This window comes from Winogradskyella sp., from assembly GCF_028282165.1.
GTDB lineage: Bacteria > Bacteroidota > Bacteroidia > Flavobacteriales > Flavobacteriaceae > Winogradskyella.
The window spans coordinates 22,182-42,112 of sequence record NZ_JANQIM010000019.1 but is presented as its reverse complement, the minus strand read 5'-3'; the positions used below and the strand labels follow the sequence as shown (position 1 = coordinate 42,112).

The 19,931-nt window shown below is 35.9% G+C and carries 14 protein-coding genes; 6 read left to right on the top strand and 8 right to left on the bottom strand.

All coding sequences use genetic code 11. From position 1 onward, the window contains the following. Positions 1-23: 23 nt before the first annotated feature. The 6 genes from Q0972_RS08250 to Q0972_RS08225 form a co-directional block, all read right to left on the bottom strand. Positions 24-905, bottom strand: a complete 882-nt coding sequence (locus Q0972_RS08250; RefSeq protein ID WP_299364727.1) for a cyclopropane-fatty-acyl-phospholipid synthase family protein — start codon at positions 903-905, stop codon at positions 24-26. Between the two features lie 400 nt (positions 906-1,305). Further along, entirely contained in the window at positions 1,306-1,809 is a 504-nt protein-coding gene (locus tag Q0972_RS08245; protein ID WP_299364725.1) for a MarR family transcriptional regulator, read from the bottom strand. A 47-nt stretch (positions 1,810-1,856) separates the two neighbouring features. Beyond that, complete coding sequence (locus Q0972_RS08240; protein ID WP_299364722.1) at positions 1,857-2,636, bottom strand: hypothetical protein; 780 nt, start codon at positions 2,634-2,636, stop codon at positions 1,857-1,859. A gap of 28 nt (positions 2,637-2,664) precedes the next feature. Beyond that, on the bottom strand, positions 2,665-4,695 hold the full coding sequence (locus Q0972_RS08235) for a M3 family metallopeptidase (RefSeq protein ID WP_299364719.1): 2,031 nt from the start codon (positions 4,693-4,695) through the stop codon (positions 2,665-2,667). 189 nt (positions 4,696-4,884) lie between these two features. Then, positions 4,885-5,364 (bottom strand): 5-(carboxyamino)imidazole ribonucleotide mutase, encoded by a 480-nt coding sequence (gene purE, locus Q0972_RS08230; RefSeq protein WP_299364717.1) that lies wholly within the window; start codon positions 5,362-5,364, stop codon positions 4,885-4,887. A 3-nt stretch (positions 5,365-5,367) separates the two neighbouring features. Then, positions 5,368-6,522, bottom strand: coding sequence for a 5-(carboxyamino)imidazole ribonucleotide synthase (locus tag Q0972_RS08225; protein WP_299364715.1), 1,155 nt, complete (start codon positions 6,520-6,522; stop codon positions 5,368-5,370). A 149-nt stretch (positions 6,523-6,671) separates the two neighbouring features. Between Q0972_RS08225 and Q0972_RS08220 the strand changes: the two genes are divergently transcribed. The 5 genes from Q0972_RS08220 to Q0972_RS08200 all read left to right on the top strand — a co-directional run bounded on the left by Q0972_RS08220 (position 6,672) and on the right by Q0972_RS08200 (position 12,037). Further along, positions 6,672-7,784 (top strand): adenylate kinase, encoded by a 1,113-nt coding sequence (locus Q0972_RS08220; RefSeq protein ID WP_299364713.1) that lies wholly within the window; start codon positions 6,672-6,674, stop codon positions 7,782-7,784. Between the two features lie 83 nt (positions 7,785-7,867). After that, positions 7,868-8,866 carry a GTPase ObgE gene (obgE, locus tag Q0972_RS08215; protein WP_299364710.1) on the top strand — a complete coding sequence of 333 codons (999 nt, stop codon included), beginning with the start codon at positions 7,868-7,870 and terminating at the stop codon, positions 8,864-8,866. 157 nt (positions 8,867-9,023) lie between these two features. Continuing rightward, a complete protein-coding gene (locus Q0972_RS08210) occupies positions 9,024-10,847 on the top strand; it encodes a T9SS type A sorting domain-containing protein (RefSeq protein WP_299364708.1) in 1,824 nt (607 codons plus the stop codon). Positions 10,848-10,875: 28 nt separating this feature from the next. After that, positions 10,876-11,394 (top strand): DUF4136 domain-containing protein, encoded by a 519-nt coding sequence (locus Q0972_RS08205; RefSeq protein WP_299364706.1) that lies wholly within the window; start codon positions 10,876-10,878, stop codon positions 11,392-11,394. 82 nt (positions 11,395-11,476) lie between these two features. Further along, the gene (locus Q0972_RS08200) at positions 11,477-12,037 is read left to right on the top strand and encodes a DinB family protein (RefSeq protein ID WP_299364703.1); all 561 of its coding nucleotides are present in this window, start codon (positions 11,477-11,479) and stop codon (positions 12,035-12,037) included. A gap of 61 nt (positions 12,038-12,098) precedes the next feature. Here the strand turns inward: Q0972_RS08200 and Q0972_RS08195 are convergent, their stop codons facing one another. Both Q0972_RS08195 and Q0972_RS08190 read right to left on the bottom strand, forming a co-directional pair. Next, a complete protein-coding gene (locus tag Q0972_RS08195; RefSeq protein WP_299364700.1) occupies positions 12,099-12,473 on the bottom strand; it encodes a DoxX family membrane protein in 375 nt (124 codons plus the stop codon). A gap of 62 nt (positions 12,474-12,535) precedes the next feature. Further along, positions 12,536-18,736 (bottom strand): MG2 domain-containing protein, encoded by a 6,201-nt coding sequence (locus Q0972_RS08190; protein WP_299364697.1) that lies wholly within the window; start codon positions 18,734-18,736, stop codon positions 12,536-12,538. A gap of 151 nt (positions 18,737-18,887) precedes the next feature. On the opposite strand from Q0972_RS08190, the gene Q0972_RS08185 reads away from it, so the two are divergent. After that, the gene (locus Q0972_RS08185; RefSeq protein WP_299364694.1) at positions 18,888-19,841 is read left to right on the top strand and encodes a tetratricopeptide repeat protein; all 954 of its coding nucleotides are present in this window, start codon (positions 18,888-18,890) and stop codon (positions 19,839-19,841) included. The last annotated feature ends 90 nt before the right edge of the window (positions 19,842-19,931 follow it).

The window sequence follows — 19,931 nt, the reverse complement described above, 5'->3', positions numbered from 1 at the left end:
CTTCTAAAATAGATTACCCTATTTTACTGGCTTTTGGTAGCACTAATTATATAGTAACCAAAGCTTTTCATGTGCAAGCCAGATAGTAGTGCATAAAACGAACCCTTAAGATTATGAAAACTTTCACTTTTTATTTTTTTGAAACTCAATAGCTTTTTCAATATAAAACCTGTGATGGCAAAAGGCACATGAAGCACTGAGGGAGCGACCCTATGTGAAACATTTTCGACTTTGATATCTGTAAAACCTAATTCCTTAAGTTTTTCATTGATAAAGTAATATGTTTCTAATTTTTCCAAATTCCAGTGGTTACACAACTTATTGTAAGCATATTTACCGCCTAAACAAAGTTGTGTTTTTTCTTTTTTTAAGAAAGCATCGGCGATAACAAATCGTCCTCCAGGCCTTAGAATGCGGTGCATTTCCTTTAAGGAACTATAATTGTGACCCGAATGGCAGAAACTTTCAATGGCTATAGCAGAATCAAAAGAATTGGATCGAAATGATGTATTATTATAGTTTTCCTTTAGAATAATACCATTTTTACCTTGTAAAAGTTCATTCCCCTTTTGTACTTGAAAGTTGGATAAGGTGACACCATAGGCTATTACATTTTTGCAGTGTTTTAGGGCATATCGCATAGTTGCGCCCATGCCGCAGCCCAAATCGATTAATCGGTGTTTGGTGTTGCCAATATGGAGTCGTTTTATCACTTGCCTGTTCATCTGGTTGAGCATGGAATCGCGCCTAAACGGATTAGTCTTAAAAGGCACAAAGTAGCCAAAATGCATGTTGAAATCGTGACTCCAAAATCCATAATCTTCCGTAGCTTTGTTATAGAAGTCTACCATGTCTATACGGTTTTGTTCTGCGTAATTACTGTAGGGTAAGGTTTGTGTTTTCATGAGTTTGAAGATTTAGTTGAACTATAGGTGACTATGACTAAATAAAATCCAATGGTCATAGGAATGATTAGCATGATTAATTTGAAATGGCTGTTTATATGAGATGTTACAATTGATGCTACCAGAAATAGAATCCAAGCCAGAATACCTATCCAATAATAATTAATCAATGTCTTTGAAAGTTGGTTGAGTCGCTGTGAGTTAATTTTGATTATGCACGCGATGATTAATTGAAAAACACCGAGTCCAATTTGGCTTAAAGCTCCTAGAACAGGTTGGACAAAGTAAAGCAACAAGACCGTGATGTAGAAGACTAAATTTGAGTGGTGAATATTTTTCATAATTCTATTGTTTTTAAAATTTCAGAAAAAATTGAAAGTTAAGTTTAAAAAAATATTTGCTATTTCATTAGCTTTAAAACAGACTTCGTTAACCAATTTTGTTTTTGGTTCACCAATTTGTTCATTAAAGTGTCTAAGTCGTCCGTTAGCTCCTTTAAAGCTTTCGTTTGTTTTATCAATTCTTTGGTATTTTTTGTACCATCATCTTTAATGGAGGAGACCTCTTCCAAAACTTTAATAACGGGTTTTATTTCTCTTCGGCTACGTTCTTTTGCTATGGTTCGTGCCAATTCTTGAACATCTTTCTCTGTTGTAAAGAACTCTCTTCGCTCACCCGAAACCAGAACTTTGGTGACAATGCCCCAATCGATGAGCTGTCTTAAATTCATACTGGTGTTACCACGGGAAATTTTAAGCTCTTCCATAATGTCTTCCATGGATAGAGGTTTTGTGGAAATAAAAAGCAAAGCTTGAATTTGGGCCATCGCTTTATTAATGCCCCAAAGTGTACCCAAGCTTCCCCAAGTACTAATAAACTTTTCTTTTGCTTCTACATACTTCATAATACAAATATACAATAATTTTTAAACTTTCAATAATTATTGAAAGTTTAATTTATTTGAAGGTGAATATGATCATCATGCCTTACGGCCTGGCAGCCATGAAATCTAATTTCAGAATAGCTTTGTAAGCCCAATTGTTCTTTTAAATAGGGTTCGATAAATAGTTTTTCATTGTTTGTTTGGTAAAGAATTCCTTGAATTAGTGCTTTCGTGTTTTCTCTATCAAATTCTAAACTGTTCCGAATGTTAAGATTTAGGTATTTTGTTATGTCATATTGCCAAAAACCTCTGGATTTACAATAATGATTAGTGGGATTTTCTGTATTGACATAATTGCCATAACCTAGTAATGAAGGTTTCTTATTTGTTGATTTCCCGTTTGCTGTTTTGTATTGGAAAGCGATATCCACTTTTCTACCATCATTATGGCTTAAATGTGGCAATAATGGGAAGCCGTCAATAAACGGAAAGTTAGCATCTAAATAACTGATTTGTATACCCAAATTTGCCAATTCTGCAGCGGTATTATTTAAACTACTTTTCAATTCTGGTGTTACGTAGTTTCTAAAAGCAAGTGCGTAAAAATAGTTTTGAGGTCTGATTGCTGAATTTAAAACGGGCAATTGTACTCTTCCAAAATAAGGTGCAATTACAGGAATTAGTATTAAATTAAATATTAGGTAAATGATTGGAAACGAATAACGTTTTTTCCATTCTAACAAATAGGAAAGTACTAAGGCAACCATCCAAATTAACCCACCTACTTGTGTAAGTGCTGTTAAAAGGATAATTATAAACACATGTCCAACTAATTTTATTAGCTTCATAAAAGCTAAAACGAAAAAACTGCTATGCTTATTTTATCAGCCCAGCACGTCGCAAAAGCGCCTCTGGTTTTGGCGCTTGCCCTCTAAACTTTTTGTACAAGGTCATTGGGTTTTCCGTACCGCCTTGCGACAACACAAAGGCTTTAAACTTATTGGCTACGGTTTTGTTAAAAATCCCTTCTTCCTTAAAATATTCAAAAGCATCAGCGTCTAAGACTTCAGCCCATTTATAACTGTAATAGCCCGAAGAATACCCGCCTTGAAAGATATGAGCAAAGGCTGTGCTCATACAATTTTCAGTAACATCAGGATATAAGCTAGTCTCACCAAAAGCTTTGATCTCATGAGATTTTACACTATCAATATTTGAAGGGTTGACACCATGCCAAGCCATATCTAACATACCAAAACTCAATTGGCGTAAAGTTTGCATACCTTCATGGAAGGTAGCAGAGGCTTTTATTTTTTCTATCAATTCCATAGGAATGACCTCGCCAGTTTCATAATGCGTGGCAAAAAGCTTAAGTGTTTCTTCTTCGTAACACCAATTTTCTAAAATCTGACTTGGTAATTCTACAAAGTCCCAATATACATTGGTGCCTGATAAACTTGGATAGGTGGTATTGGCGAGCATCCCATGGAGGGCGTGGCCAAATTCGTGAAACAACGTAGTAACCTCATTGAAGGTTAACAATGAAGGTTTGCTTTTGGTAGGTTTGGTAAAATTGCAAACAATCGATATGTGTGGACGATGATTGTGACCGTCTTTAATCATCTGAGGTTTAAAAGAGGTCATCCAAGCGCCATTGCGCTTGCCTGCTCTTGGGAAAAAGTCGGCGTAAAAAATAGAAACTAAATGACCTTCAGTATCAATTACTTTATAGGTCAAAACATCTTCATGATATTTGTCAATGGTGTCCATGTCTTCAAATCGTAAGCCAAACAATTTTTCAGCCACCGTAAATGCGCCATTAATAACGTTTTCTAGTTTGAAATAAGGTTTAAGCTGTTCGTCATCTAAGCTGAATAGTTTTTGTTTCAACTTTTCTGAATAATACGCTGAATCCCATTTTTCAAGTTCATCAATAACGTCTAAATCCTGCGCAAAACCTTTTAGATTCTCGAACTCCTCTTGTGCTGCTGGTTTAGCCTTCTCCAATAATTCATTGAGGAAAGTATTGACCTTGTCTGGTGATTCGGCCATGCGTTCCTCTAGTACAAAATGTGCATGGGTTTTATAGCCCAAAAGTTGCGCACGTTCAAAACGTAAATTCACGATTTTTAATACAATATCCTGATTGTCTAAATCATCATTCTTAAATCCTTTACTGCCAAACGCCTTAGACAATTCTTCTCGAAGTTTTCGGTTGTCGGCATAGGTCATAAACGGAATATAACTTGGATAGTCTAGAGTAATTAGCCAACCCGTTTTTCCTTTGCTTTCGGCAAGTTGCTTTGCTGCCTCTTTGGCACCTTCTGGTAAGCCAGACAAGTCAGACTCGTCTGTTAAGTGCATTTCAAATTTGTTGGTTTCGGCTAAAATATGTTCCCCAAATTTTAGTTTTAGTTGACTTAGCTCTTTATCGATTGCGCGAAGGCGTTCTTTTTTATCTTCAGGTAAATTAGCACCATTTCTAGAGAAGCTTTTATACTTTTTATCTAAAAGCGTTGTTTGCTCTTTAGTCAAATCTAAGCTAGACTTAGAATCGTAAACTGTTTTTACACGTTTAAACAAATCCTCGTTTAATGTAATGTCATTACTGAATTCTGAAAGTAAAGGCGACACCTCTTGTGCAATTTTTTGAATTTCATCATTAGTTTCAGCCGAATTTAGATTGAAAAAAATACTCGAAATCCGATCTAATTCCTCGCCAGAATAATCTAGTGCTTCAATTGTATTTTTAAAATTTGGAGCTTCAGAATCATTGGTGATGGCATCAATTTCTGCTTTTGCTTTTTCAATAGCTATCTTAAAGGCAGGCAGAAAATCTTCGTTCTTTATTTCTGAAAAAGGAGCTGTATTATATGGTGTTTGAAAGGCTTTGTTAAGTATTGTCATATTTTTATCCGTCTATATTTTCTTACGTATAATATTGATAATGTGAATTTTAACTTGATTTTATGATAGAAAAAAACTTGTTATTTGTTAAGTTTTAGTTATTTTTGCATCATCTTTTTGAACAAAAACTTATTGTTTCGAAGGATTGGTTAATAGCAAAATAAGCCTTGACACAAGTCGAGGCTTTTTTTATAGATCTTTGGCAGAGTCCATAACTTTTGCCTTTAGGCCTTCTTTATAAACCATAATCTTGTCTAAGATGCATTGATCAGAACTTCCTAGGATTTGTGCGGCTAAAATTCCTGCATTTTTGGCACCGTTTAATGCCACCGTAGCCACTGGAACTCCTCCCGGCATTTGAAGAATAGATAACACGGAATCCCAACCATCTATAGAATTACTACTTTTTACCGGAACACCAATAACTGGCAGTGGTGAAAGCGATGCTACCATTCCTGGTAAATGGGCAGCTCCACCAGCTCCAGCGATTATTACCTTAATTCCACGCGAGTGTGCATTTTTGCCATAGTCAAATAATTTATCTGGTGTACGATGCGCCGAAACTATATCTACTTCAACCTCAATATCAAATCCTTTTAGTATATCTATAGCGTCTTGCATCACTGGCAAATCGCTTTTACTTCCCATAATGACTCCTACCTTGCTCATAATTTATTCACTAATTACTTCAATTGTTCGCTTTACGTTTTCTGCTATTTCTCGTGCTTTGGCTATGTCCTTGTTTACTATAGTGACATGTCCCATTTTTCGGAATGGTCGGGTTTGTTTCTTCCCATAAATGTGAGGTGTAACACCTTCCATAGCCATGATCTCTTCGATATTCTTATATAAAACATTACCTGTATGGTCTTCTGCACCAACCAAATTGACCATTACTCCTGCAACTTTACTCTCTGTGTTTCCTAATGGTAGTCCTAAAATACATCTTAGGTGCTGTTCAAATTGTGATGTATAGCTGGCTTCAATACTATAATGACCAGAATTGTGTGGTCTTGGTGCTACTTCGTTAACTAAGATATCGTCGTCTTCGGTCTGAAACATTTCTACAGCCAATAACCCAACATGTTCAAACGCCGCCGCTGTTTTTAAGGCGACTAATTCTGCTTTTTTTGCAATATCTTCAGGTATTCTTGCTGGGCAAATCACGTATTCCACTTGGTTGGCTTCAGGGTGAAACTCCATTTCAACCACAGGATAGGTCTTTAAATGCCCTTGTGCATTTCTGGCAACGATAATAGCCAATTCATTTTTAAAAGGAACAAGATCTTCTGCAATGCATTCCACATTTGGCAGATCCACTAAATCGGTATAGCGTCTTACCACTTTAACACCTTGTCCGTCGTATCCAAATCGTGCACTTTTCCATACAAAAGGATAGCTTAAGCCACCATTTTCAACAGCATCATTAATTTCGGACGTATGTGCAAAGCGCGAAAAGTCAGCATTTGGAATGCTGTGGTCGCGATAGAATAACTTTTGCTGCGCTTTATTCTGAATGGTACGCAAGGTCTTGGCAGAAGGATACACATTTACACCTTTGTCTTCAAGGGTTTCGAGTGCATCGACATTGACGTTTTCAATTTCTATAGTAAGGACATCGACTTTCTTTCCGAAATTAACAACCGTTTCATAATCCAGTAAGTCGCCAACAGAAAATTCATCACAAGCCAATCTTGCAGGTGCATCTGGACTTGGATCGATTACACAGGTATAAATATCAAACTTGCGAGTGTTATACAAGATCATTTTACCGAGTTGGCCACCACCGAGAATACCGAGTTTAAAGTCTGAAGAAAAATGGTTCATGCTTACTTTCCACGACAGTGGAAATCTTTAAAGATTTAACTTAATTTACAGCAAAAATAAGCTAATTCTAGTACAAAAGTCTAAAAATGGAAACCAAAAATCGTCTATCGATTATCATTTGATTATCTTTGCATTTCTAAAATAATAAGATGGTTATTAAGCTTCACGATTTATACTTTAAACCTTTTATCTCTGAGCACGATATAGATGAGGCTGTGAAACATATGGTAGATGCCATCGCTACGGATTTAGGAGATGAAATGCCTGTATTTGTTGGTATTTTAAATGGCTCATTTATGTTTGTGAGCGACTTTGTAAAAAAATACCCAAAACCTTGTGAAGTCACCTTTATAAAGTTGGCATCTTACGAAGGTGTGAAATCTAGTGAAGATATTCAAAGGTTGATTGGTCTCACTCAGGATTTAACAGGAAGGACTGTCGTTATTTTAGAAGACATTATAGACTCTGGCAATACACTTGAAGAAGTGCATCGCATTTTTAAAAATGAAAATGTAAAGCAGCTACTCATTGCGACGTTGTTTTACAAGCCAGAAGCCTATGACAAAGATTTTAAACTTCACTACATAGGTAAAGAAATTCCAAATAAATTCATCGTTGGTTACGGGTTGGATTATAAGGGATTAGGAAGGGACTTACCAGATGTGTATCAATTAAAAACCACACAACATATGACAAACATTGTGCTATTTGGACCTCCAGGTGCTGGAAAAGGAACGCAAGCTAATTTTTTAAAAGAAAAGTACGATTTAGTACACATCTCTACTGGCGATGTGTTTAGATACAACATTAAAAATGAAACGGCTTTAGGCATGTTGGCTAAGTCTTACATGGATAAAGGCGAATTGGTTCCAGATCAGGTAACAATTGATATGTTGAACAAAGAGGTAGAAAAGAATGCTGATGCCAAGGGCTTTATATTTGATGGTTTTCCGAGAACTAATGCACAGGCAAAAGCCCTTGATGAATTGATGGATAGCAAAGATTCTCAAATCAATGGTATGATTGCCCTTAATGTTGATGATGAGATATTGGTTGAACGTTTATTAAAACGTGGAGAAACCAGTGGAAGAGCGGACGACTCTGATGAAGCTGTTATCCGCAATAGAATTAAGGTTTATTACGAAGAAACGGCTATTCTACAAGAATACTACTCAAAGCAAAATAAGTTTTTTGGTGTAGACGGCGTAGGAAGTATCGAAGATATTACAGTTCGTTTGAGTACTGCAATAGATAAGCTTTAGAACTGTCATTCCTGCGGAAGCAGGAATCCATCACAAAGTAACTTTGAAAAATGAGATTCCTGCTTCCGCGGGAATGACAAAACATGACTGAAGGAAATTTTGTCGATTATGTAAAAATGCACGTTACTTCTGGTAATGGAGGTAAAGGTTCTGCGCATTTACACAGAGAGAAATATATTGCCAAGGGAGGTCCTGATGGTGGCGATGGTGGTCGTGGAGGTCATGTCATAATAAGAGGTAATTCTAACCTTTGGACCTTAATTCACTTAAAGTTTAAACGACATATAAAAGCTGGTCATGGCGAACATGGGGGTTCGGCTCGAAGTACCGGAGCTGATGGTGAAGATGCCATTATCGAGGTGCCTTTAGGTACTGCTGTAAAGGATACAGATACAGGTAAAACACTGTTTGAAATAACTGAGGATGGGCAAGAGAAGATTGTAGCCGAAGGCGGTAAAGGAGGTCGTGGTAATTGGCACTTTAAAAGTGCTACCAATCAGACACCAAGATATGCGCAACCTGGTATTCCGCTTGAAGAAAAGAATATCACCATAGAGCTTAAAGTGCTAGCAGATGTTGGCTTGGTGGGATTCCCCAATGCAGGAAAATCGACCTTGTTATCGGTCTTAACGTCTGCAAAACCTAAAATCGCCGATTATGAATTTACAACCTTAAAACCCAATTTAGGCATTGTAAAATACCGTGACTATCAGTCGTTTGTTATGGCTGATATTCCAGGGATTATTGAAGGTGCTGCAGAAGGAAAAGGGTTAGGTTATTACTTTTTAAGGCACATAGAACGAAATTCAATTTTGTTGTTTTTAATTCCTGCGGATGCCAAAGATATTGTAGAGCAATATGAAATTTTGGTTGATGAACTAAGACGTTACAATCCAATGATGTTAGATAAGGAGCGTTTTGTGGTGATTTCAAAATCAGATATGTTGGATGATGAATTAAAGTCTGAGATTTCCACTATACTAGACAAGGATTTAGAGTGTGAGTACATGTTTATTTCTTCTGTTGCTCAACAAGGTTTAACGGAACTTAAAGATAAATTGTGGCAAATACTGAATGACTAAAACCAACGATCATGAAGCAAAAAATAAAAATATTGTAGAATATAACAACAATAGATTGTGCTTTCGTTGAACCAGATTCTAGGGAAGAATAATAAAAAATATCTTTTCAAGGAGTGAATTATTGATTATATTTAAATTCGAATATTCTTACTTTTTTATGAAATTTAAGCTTTTCTTTTTTGTTTGTTTATTGATGCAGAGCATAGGCTTTGCGCAATGTCCATCTTTTTCTGGAAATCTGATGTTTAACAATCAGCAGGAAATAGACGACTATTTTATCAATTACCCTGGTTGTACTGAATTGCAAAATGTAATAGTAGTAGAAGGAACAGATATTACAAATGTCAATGGGTTTAATGGCATTATTAATTTTGGTGGTCTATGGGTTGTTAATAACCCCTTATTGACCGATTTAGACGGATTTAATTCATTGACTAATTTCGATTTTGGATCTGAAAGCAGTCATATTTACATCGAAAATAACCCTTTGTTAACTAACCTTAATGGACTTGCCAATGCGGTAAATGATAACCCAATGGATTTAACAATTAAGGATAATCCACAATTAATTAGTTTGGACGGCTTACAAGGTATTCAAGGTGTAGGATATTCTATAGGAATAATTAATAACGATTTAATTGTCGATTTTAATGGTTTGAACGGTTTTACTAATATGGACGATTTCTATATTGAAGACAATGATAATTTGACGAGTTTTGTTGGATTAGACAATCTTGGTTTAACAGGTAGTTTTGTTTTTATAAATAATGATTCTATGACTTCGTTTGATTCCTTAAATAATATTGTGCCTCTCTGTGGTTTTGAAATCAGGGACAATAACCTTTTGGAAGATATAGATGGATTTACTGATTCATACCAACAGGGTTGTGGTACAAATTTGATTATTACAGGTAATCCGAACTTATCTACTTGTAGTTCAAACTTTGTTTGCGATGCTATACCTTTTGCAGATACAATTGAAATTAATAACAATAGTGTTGGCTGTAACAACCAAAATGAAGTTGAATTAAATTGCTCAATATGCCCGGACGATAATGTTGTCTTGACAAGTCAAGCCGAAGTGGATAATTTTATGAACTTATACCCAAATTGCGATTCTATTTCAGGATTTTTAGTCATAGTTGGAAGTGATATTGAAGACCTCTCACCACTATCATCACTTAATAGCGTTGGCAGTATTTCTGTTACTAATACTTCTATTACATCAATGCAAGGTTTAGAGGCTCTAAACATTACAGGTTTAAACGGTATGGATGCTTTTGTTGTATTTGATAATAACCTAATGCTTCAAAATATATTGTTTTTAAATAATTATACCATCAGTATTCCTGTTGTTTTTGTTATCAGGGACATGGATTCATTACTTTCATTGGAAGGTGCAGGTAATATAATTGAATACATCACAATTGTCTTAGATAATAATGATCAGTTAACTGACTTAAATGGTTTAAATGAGAATTTAAGCTTGGTAGGAGGACTTGTTCAACCACCAGTATTACAAATTATTGATAACAATACGATTTCTGATATATCTCGTTTAGATACGTCGCAGTGGAATAGTAGTTTAACTCTTGAGTTTTCTGATAATCCAGCACTTGCGGTTTGTCAAAATGCTTTAGTTTGTGATGTAGTAGATAATGGAAATGGTACCATTTCAAATAATGCTGTAGGATGCAATTCTAATGCAGAAGTAATTATGGCCTGTGAAGATTTATCCGTAATGGACATATATAATGACAATTGGATTAAGATTTATCCAAATCCTGCATTTGATATAATTTACATTAAAGGTATTGAAGATGAAGACTTAGAGCGAATAGTGGTTTATTCTTACTTAGGCCAAAAGATATCAGAAACTAATTCTTTAAAGTTAAACATATCTGAATATCGAGCAGGAGTTTATTTTATTGAAATTCTTACGAATCGAGGCCGCCTTTTTAAAACTATCGTTAAGAAGTGATTTTTCTGTATCTTTAAAAGAAAAAGATATGAAAGCTTTCAGATTTATTTTAGTTGCTTTATTATTCACATCTTGTGGAACCATTGTTAATTATGACTACGAAAAATCAACTGATTTTAATCGATATAAAACGTATAATTATTTTGATGACATGCAGACTGGTTTAAGCCAGTTAGATACTAAGCGTTTAATTAGGGCGATAGATGCTAAATTAGCCACTATGGGATTGACACGTTCTGATAATCCCGATTTTTTCATTGATATTCAAAGTCAGGATATTCAGAATAGAAACAATTCTAATATTGGAGTAGGAGCTGGTGGTACCGGAGGAAATGTTGGAGGTGGTGTTTCTGTAGGGATACCTCTGGGGGGCAATCAACATACAAGAGAACTCTTAATCGATTTTGTAGACAAAAAACAGAACGAACGACTATTTTGGCAAGCTGTTAGCGAAAGTACATACCGACCTAATGCCTCACCTGAAAAACGAGAGGAAGCCTTTGTGAGATTAGTCGAAAAGATATTTGCTGGTTATCCACCAAAATAACTCGACATTAGGTTTTGTCTTGAACGATTTACTTTCATCTATTTAATTAGTATTTTTATATGAAACTTTAAATCAGTTCATTATGAAATATGTGTTAATCATTGCCCTCACTTTATTTAGCCTGACTGCTGTTAATTCACAAAATATTATTAGTGAAGAAGAAGGATTTACACCCCAAGTAGGTGTTTTAGTCTCTATGCTCAATGATTTAAGTAATCGTTTAGAAAGAACAGTAAAGGATTTAGATGTAGATGCTATAGATTATCTCCTTGATGAGGATGCTAATACTATTGGTACATTAATCATGCATTTGGCAGCAACCGAAAAGATTTACCAGGTATATACTTTTGAGAAGAGAGAATTTAATGCAGAAGAGGAGAAAGAGTGGGGAACTGCTATGTCTATGGGTAGAGATGCTCAAAAAAAATTTAAAGGAAAAGAAGTTAGAGAATATCTTGAGGCTTTTAAAGCTGTAAGAGCAAAAACTCTACAATATTTAAAAGATAAGGATGATGCTTGGTTGGCTCAAAATACCATGGATAATAATATGAATCATCATTGGGCTTGGTTCCATGTCATGGAACATCAATCTAGTCATTTGGGACAAATTTTACTCATTAAAAAACGTATCCCTGAAAAATAATATCACGATAGTAATAAAAAAGAGGCATTATGCCTCTTCTTTTTTATTCGTAATCTATATCTCATTGTAACATAGATTTGTATTGTTCCTTGTAACCGAAAAGCATTACAATATTTAGAACAAGTAGGATGGCAGCACCAGCTATATCCGCAGGGCCTAAAAACACATGAAATAGAACTGCATTTACGGATACGCTCATTAAAATAATAGCTAACAGTCCTCCGTATTTATTAAAGATAAAAGCCAATCCAGCTATGACTTCAACCAGTCCAACTAGTTCTATAGTTTTGGTTGATGATAGAGCCATCATATAATTCATAACTTGTTCTGGGATCTCCTCAGGAGCTGGCATGAAATTCAGAAATTTATTGGATCCAAAAATGACCAATAAGACTCCGAAAATGATTCGGATCACTTTAAAAACTGTTTCATTCATAATGATATATTTTTTAGTTAGTCTAATAAAGATAGAAAATATTCCTATGAACTAGCTATAATCTATTCAACAGTAACCCTAATACCTTCACTATGACTGCTAAATTCTGGTGCGTACATGGACTGGATTGTACTAATACCGTTACTCATATCGCCAGCATTGTTAACCCGAAGGTCATATTCAAAAATATAGACGCCTTTTGGTAAATAGTCGATGAAGAAATTCGTAGCGGCATCTTTAGTGCTTTCGTAATAACCCAGGCCATCTTGCCATTTATATTGCGATAAGACATTAATAGGCTCAAAACCTGCAGCACGCATATCCTTAAGGTGTACAAATTCCATGGAACGGTCTGTGCGCAATTCCATGCGCACTCTTACCAAGTCGCCCACTTTTAGTTTAGTGTTCGAAGTAATTTCCGAAATTTTTTCACCTGTATTGGTGTTGGTCTTTAAAAAGAGTTTTTTGCTCAATTTTAGAGGTGTCTCGGCTGAGGTAATCTTATCTAAGTTCTCAAAGTATTGCCAATATAAGGCTCCCCAAGCAATGCCATCGCCTTTTTTTGTAATGGTGACATCGGCTTGTTCTTCTTTAATTTCATAACCATTCCAAGACGTTTTGTAATAACCTGTACCGGCTTCTACTTTTACATGGTCTAAAGTTTCAGGTGAAATAGTTTCGTTGTCGACCTTTACATCAACCATGTCTGTTGCATCCAACCAAGAACTACCTTGAAGCAGTAATGCATATACAGCTTCGGTGGTGGCTTTGGTCGTTTTCCATTGATTGGTTTGTTTGTTCTTTAATAACCAGATTTTTAGATTATCGATGTCGGTGAGATTTCTCGTCACACTATCGTGTTCTGTCGAAATGACATTACCAACCTCGCTAAATACTTCAATCATTAAGGCTTGTGTTTCAATAGGTGCTTGGTACCAATGCCAAGAATTGGTATTTTCTTTCCAATACATGCCCAATTCTTCAGAAGTAATACTGTTTTCTTTTAAAGATTTTAGAATTTTACTTGTAGTTTCGCTATCATTCATTCGGTGCATGGTCAATGCCATCAAACCTTTAGCATATAGTGAACGCGGCAACCAGTATTTTTTTATCTGGCCTTTGTAATAGTCCATTATGGTATTGACCTCTTTAGAAGGTTTTATGTTTAGATAAAAACTACGGAGGTACAAGTAATGTAATTGCATGTAAGACAGATGGTCTTTAGTTAAATCTGCATCCTTATTGTATTTTTTAATGTCTTTATATTCTTTTACAAATTGGGTATCTAAGTATCGAATGGCATCTGTAATCATTTGCATCTCGACTGCGCTCGATGTGACACCTAGTTTATCTAAGTGGCCAAAACCAGCAACGATATGTTGTGTAATGTAGCGATTGGCATAGCCGCCATTAAACCAAGGCCAAGCACCTGATGGCAATTGGTTGTTTTTTAGTTTTCGTAGTGCCGAATTTAACTCGTTATTCATTTTATTAAGGTTGAATAATAAGCCAATGCGCTTTTTCTGTTCGGTTTCGGATTGTGCATCGCGTAGCCAGGGTGTTTCTTGAATCAATAAAGACTTTAATTCCTGATTCTTCTCAAGATTAGATAAAAGTACCTCTCGAGTTTTGGCTGAGCTTGTCGAAGCCCATTTATTGAAAACGGCTTCTATCTTTGGGTTCGATCTTACAATATGTTGTGCCAGGGCGTTGGCATAATACCTTGAGAAGGTTTGCTCATTACAGTCGTAAGGATATTCCATTAAATAGGGTAATGCTTGGACTGCATACCACGCCGGATTAGAGGTCATCTCTAAAGTCAACCTATGATTTTTGAGTGTTGTTTTTGGGTCGCTTAGTGAGGTTGAAGCGAGTTTATCCAATGTAAATGTTTTGGTTTCATTAGAACGCACCCACATAGGCAGGGTTTCGGTCACTAGCATTCTATTGGATAAGACCGGTAATGCATTTTGCTCGCCGTCGCTAAATTGTGTTCCTTTCTCTAAATCTACAGATATAGCAACAATTTTGTATTGCACAACCTGAATGCCTCCGGGGATGTTTAATTTCCAAGATACCTGCGTGTTTCCCTTAGCATTAACCGAAAAATTCTTCAAGATTAAATCGGTCTTTATCATTTTGTTTTTTCCTGGTTCTGCTTGAATTATTTGGTGTAAATCTTCACTAGAAATAGGATCAGTCAGCTCTATATGAGCTGTACCATGTAATAAGTCATCTGTAAGGTTCGCGATTTTTGTGCTGATGTTAATTTCATCGCCTTCTCTTAAAAAACGCGGTACATTTGGGATCACCATCAACTCTTTTTGTGTTACGGCTTCTAATTCGGTAACTGTACTTTCTAGAGTTTTCGTATGGGCTAGTAATTGCAATTTCCATTTGGTTAGAGCTTCGGGAGCTTTAAAGTTGAAGCTTACATTACCATCTGCATCGGTTTGTAATTGTGGAAAGAAAAATGCGGTTTCATTAAGGTTTTTGCGGATTTGAATAGGTGATGAACCTAACTTTTCTTCACTTGAAGGTTCTATAGGATTTTTATCTTTTACCCCATCTCTATCTATTTCAATTCCACCCGCAAGACCACGTTCGGGTTGTTGAGGTGTTACTGCAAATGTCATTTCATCATCTATCACGGACTCTTCAAGAGCCATAATATTGTCAGGGGAGTAGGCAACTGCAGAATTTTTTGCTCTCCACATATGTCGGCGATCACCAAAGTAAAACCCAAACCAATTCAACTGATCAAAACCTTGTGCATTTAAATGGGTAATATTCGTAAAACGATTAAACAATCTAAAGTTGGTATTGCCAAAGCTTTGTCGAGAGTTTTTGTTAATTCTACCATAATAATTAGGTTCATCAATTGGACTAAAATTCCATTGATGAGCTTTAAATTCGTCCAAGGAGATATCATACATACTGGCTAATAATTCAGCAGAGACTTTGTCGCCTTTAGATCCTTTAATCTTAAAGCTCCAGGTTTCGTCCTGTCCGGGTTGTAGCTTATCTCTAAACGTTGTGGTCTCTATCTCCAAGTCTGTTTTAGGATAAGGTACATTGACTCTAAAACTTTGCGATATATAGGAGTTAAATGCAGCGTAACTGACATGCACTTCAAACCCTCCTAAATCAGGCTCTAAAATAGGAATGTTAAATGTTTTTTTAGAGTTGCTGAGCTTTGCAAGTTGCGTCGAAATGATTCTACCATCTTTTTCGATTTCAACGGTTACTGTAATGTCTCTTGCTGCAGATCCAACAGTGAGTTTAGCCATATCTCCTGCCCCATAACTATCCTTATCTAATGAGGCTTCAAACAATTGATTATCCGCAATGGTTTTATCGGAGTTGCTAAAAAGTGATGTGTAGGCTTCATCTTTAACCTCTTGCCCAAACGTGTCTTTGCTTTCCGCAATAATAATATACTTTCCGGAATCCCATTTTTTCAGCTCTTGTAAAGTTATCGTTTTGTTCTTTTCAGTGTCGAAATCAATACTAAAGACTTCACCCCCTTTTTTCCAATTGGCCAATGTGTGTTCATTATGATAAGGATCGTGCGGAAATAAACGTTTAAAATCTTCTTTTGAAATCATTTGAAAATCTGGGGCTTTCCAAGGTCTATTACGCAATACTCGGCTCGGCGCCTTAAGTTTGTATATTCTGAGTGTACCTTTTGCAGGGACGTCTTCACCATTTAAATTCTGGGTAACTAAAGATATCTCAATCTCTTTCCCACCTGAACGTCGAGCAGATTTGGATTTATCTATTGTCTGCGGAGCAATAATGTTTAATGTCATAGCATGATAACCTACATTGACGATTGTAGTTGCAGATCGTGTTTCGCCATTAATATCGGTGACATCTGCTGTAACTTCATACCTAAATATGGGGAGTCCTTCTTTTGATACCGTTTCATCAGGTTGTGCCTTAAAGGTAATTTCAAAATTACCAGACGCATCTGTGGTACTTTCCCCAAAGGTGATTTCTTGCGGTTCGGAGTTGTAATAAGGCCGTTTCCAATACCACCAACCAGGATATTGCACTTGTCGCTTCACACGATATATCACTTTGGCATCAGTAATATTACTTCCTGCAAAAGCAATTGCAGTACCTTTTACTGTGATGCTATCGTTGACTTTAAAGATATCTGTTATGGGTTGAAATTCTGGTTTAAACTTAGGCCGTTTGTATTCTTCAACAGAGAAATAAGCACGTTCAGTATTCGCATAATTCTTTACTTTATTTGCAATGTGATATGCACCTGTTAACCCATCATTAGGCAAAATAAATTCACCATGAAACGACCCAAATTCGTTTGTAGAAAGCTTTAGCTCAGCTATAGCTTCGCCATTCACATTGTAAAGTTTGGTAACAACATTTTCGTTGTCTACGATAGATGATTTGCCGTTTTGGGTTTTGGTAACAATTCCTTTAAAGTAAACCGTTTGCCCGGGTCTGTATATACTACGATCTGTAAACAGAAACGTTCTGTATCGTGTATCGCTATCGCCTCTCTCTTTGTACATTCTCCCAATATTATAATCTCCAAAGAATGCGATATCATCTTTGTGATCTGCTCTAACTTCTATGGCTCTGTAATGATTTTTGTCCTTTTTGAATTGAAATTTTCCAAAACGATTTGTAGACAACATTTTATTATAAGACTCATTTTTATTATCCCTGTAAGAAATACTAATAGACGCATCTACTATAGGTAAACCATTATTTCTGTTGATAAGTTGATAATTAACGACCTCATTCTCATTGCTTTCTATAAGCGCTAAGTCCGTAACTTGAATATGGGTAGCAGCGAAGACATTGTCCTTGGTATTAGTGTCTACTTTAATGAGATAAAAGCCATTTGTCAGTTCAGGAATGACAATTTCTGTACTGTGTTGTTGGTAATCTCCTTCTGATTTTAAAGTGCTGGTAAAAGATTTGAGAGGCTTAAGTTTTTTGAAAAACCTAGCTTTATCCTCTGTATGATATGTTTGGTTGAACGTTTTAAGCTGGTTAATGTCAATCTTATAGATTTTAAAGTCGAGTACCTTTAAGTTTGTATAAGTCACTAGAACTCGCGAAGTCAAATTGACAGGAAGAAACCTTTCTGCTTGGAGTCTTAAACTTGGTTGTAGCATTTGCTTTTTTAGAAAATCACATGCTTTAGCACCATCGCTCTCGGGATATTCTGAAATAACAGCATCGCATAATTCCAAAGCGTCTTTAAGTTTCCAACGATAGGTTTCATCAACGTTACCTTGATATGGGTTACTGTTGTATCGACTTCCCAATTCTTGGAACACAGAAGCTATTTCAAAATTGTATAAAGCAGAAAGCGGCGAACTTTTTAGGGATTTGGCTTTAGCTTTAAGTGTATTGATCAAAAGTGCTTCTTTGTCCTCAAAAATTGCATGTTGTGCTACATATTTTAATCGTTCGATGTCTATTATAACAAAGGCTTTTGAAGTCTTAGCATTTCTATGGAATTTTAAGAGATTCTGATAGATATTAAGCGCATTAAGCTGTAAGGATAATGTGTCTTTGGAAATTATCTCGAGATTTATAAACTCTTCACTATCACTAATTAGGGCTATGTTTTCAATTTTAAATTGATAAGCGGGTTTTGTAATGCTATTTTCACTGGTCTTGTAAAATTGTAGCGCATTATGACTTAGTAAATCGTATAAAGTGGGTCTATATGTTTTAGAACCCTCCGCCTCTATTAAAAGTGTTTTGTAATTCTCTAATCGTTCTTGCTGAAGTAGCAATCCATTTTCTAAGGAACGTTGATAATAGATGTGAATTTCATTGAACAAGGTTTCTAGATCCCATGTTCTAAAATCGTCACTGACTTTGTCGCTAGTATTGGTTCTATCGTAAAACCGATATCGGTTTTGCTGAAAATATTGCCAGTACATCGTGGCTAACATGTTTTCTAAGAGGTGTTTGGTCACCATCTTATCCGCTTTTTCGATTTCAGTTTTAAAACGCTTAATAATATTGAGTTGGGCATCTTCTTCAAGTACCAACATGTATTTGCTCTTATAGAGCAATGCTTTAATCTGTTGCTGTTTGTTATTAGAAGCTACTGCGGCATTGTAAATGGTATCAACGAGATCGGTTGCACTCTTGGTTAAGCCGTCATTTTCAAATTCGATTACCTTTTTCCATTGGCTTTCAAAATGGTTTTGTGCGTTAGAAAAAGAAGCAAAGCAAACTAGCATTAGTATTGAGATAAGATTTTTCATTTAAGTTTATATTTTCATCAAAATACCTTCAAAAGGTATTCCAAAAAAAGCCTAAAAAGGGCAACACCCCTTTTCAATGAGTTAAGTTAAACAATTTGCAAGGGAATGCCCACGTTAATAAATTGTATTTTTGTAAAAAATTGCTTGTGGTATGAATAGGTTTTTCTGGATGATCCTTATGTCTTCATTATGTTTTTCTCAGACTCCAAAAGAGAATGCAAAAACCTTTTTAGACCAGAAGAACTTTGTAAAAGCACAAGAGGAAATCGCAACTTTTTTGAAGTCTAATCCTAATGATAAGGAAGCCATTGAATTATTGGGTGATGCCTATGGCCATCAGGAAAAGTGGGATGAGGCCATTGTTCAGTACAAAAAGCTGGCCGAAAAAGAACCTAATAATGCCAACTATCACTACAAGTACGGTGGAGCTTTAGGAATGAAAGCATTAAGTGTAAGTAAGCTAAGAGCCTTAGGTCTTATAGGTGATGTAAAGCGTGCTTTTTTAAAAGCCGCAGAGTTAGACCCCAACCATATAGATACACGCTGGGCTCTAGTAGAATTATACATGTCGCTACCCGGAATTGTTGGTGGTAGTACTTCAAAAGCATTGAAATACGCCAATGAACTTCAGAATTTATCTGAGGTTGACGGCTATCTTGCAAAAGGCTACGTCTATGAATATGATGATGAACCAGAATTGGCCGAAAAATATTATAAACTGGCTATTAAAGTTGGAGGCTCGGTGACTTGTTATGAAAAACTGACCAACTTTTATGAAGAACAAGAGGAGCCAGGTAAGGCCATCGATAATATAGAAAAGGCACACCAAAAACATCAGCGTAATGCTATGCACTACCAGATAGGCAAAGTATGCGCAGATTATAATGTACAGCTAGACAAAGGCGAAAAATGCCTAAAGACCTACTTAGTAAATCATTCTGCAAAAGATGGAGTACCGAAAGCTTGGGCTTATTATCGCTTAGCTCAAATCTACAAGCACAAAAAGAACAAAGCTGAGGCGCTTAAATGGATAGATAAAGCTATCGCAGGGTTGCCAAAGATCAAAGTATTCCAAAAAGAGAAAGTTAGCATTTCAGAGCTTTAATTGCCAATTCATAAATTTTATTTATAATACATATCACTATAATTAATAGGCTAAATATTTGTTAAATACGCAAAATCGATAGTATTACTA

Coding starts and splice junctions, on each gene's coding strand:
- Q0972_RS08195 (WP_299364700.1), bottom strand. CDS start 12,473: ATGAATGAAACAGTTTTTAAAGTGATCCGAATCATTTTCGGAGTCTTA.
- purE (WP_299364717.1), bottom strand. CDS start 5,364: ATGAGCAAGGTAGGAGTCATTATGGGAAGTAAAAGCGATTTGCCAGTG.
- Q0972_RS08185 (WP_299364694.1), top strand. CDS start 18,888: ATGAATAGGTTTTTCTGGATGATCCTTATGTCTTCATTATGTTTTTCT.
- Q0972_RS08210 (WP_299364708.1), top strand. CDS start 9,024: ATGAAATTTAAGCTTTTCTTTTTTGTTTGTTTATTGATGCAGAGCATA.
- Q0972_RS08250 (WP_299364727.1), bottom strand. CDS start 905: ATGAAAACACAAACCTTACCCTACAGTAATTACGCAGAACAAAACCGT.
- Q0972_RS08200 (WP_299364703.1), top strand. CDS start 11,477: ATGAAATATGTGTTAATCATTGCCCTCACTTTATTTAGCCTGACTGCT.
- Q0972_RS08245 (WP_299364725.1), bottom strand. CDS start 1,809: ATGAAGTATGTAGAAGCAAAAGAAAAGTTTATTAGTACTTGGGGAAGC.
- Q0972_RS08205 (WP_299364706.1), top strand. CDS start 10,876: ATGAAAGCTTTCAGATTTATTTTAGTTGCTTTATTATTCACATCTTGT.
- obgE (WP_299364710.1), top strand. CDS start 7,868: ATGACTGAAGGAAATTTTGTCGATTATGTAAAAATGCACGTTACTTCT.
- Q0972_RS08225 (WP_299364715.1), bottom strand. CDS start 6,522: ATGAACCATTTTTCTTCAGACTTTAAACTCGGTATTCTCGGTGGTGGC.
- Q0972_RS08235 (WP_299364719.1), bottom strand. CDS start 4,695: ATGACAATACTTAACAAAGCCTTTCAAACACCATATAATACAGCTCCT.
- Q0972_RS08190 (WP_299364697.1), bottom strand. CDS start 18,736: ATGAAAAATCTTATCTCAATACTAATGCTAGTTTGCTTTGCTTCTTTT.
- Q0972_RS08220 (WP_299364713.1), top strand. CDS start 6,672: ATGGTTATTAAGCTTCACGATTTATACTTTAAACCTTTTATCTCTGAG.
- Q0972_RS08240 (WP_299364722.1), bottom strand. CDS start 2,636: ATGAAGCTAATAAAATTAGTTGGACATGTGTTTATAATTATCCTTTTA.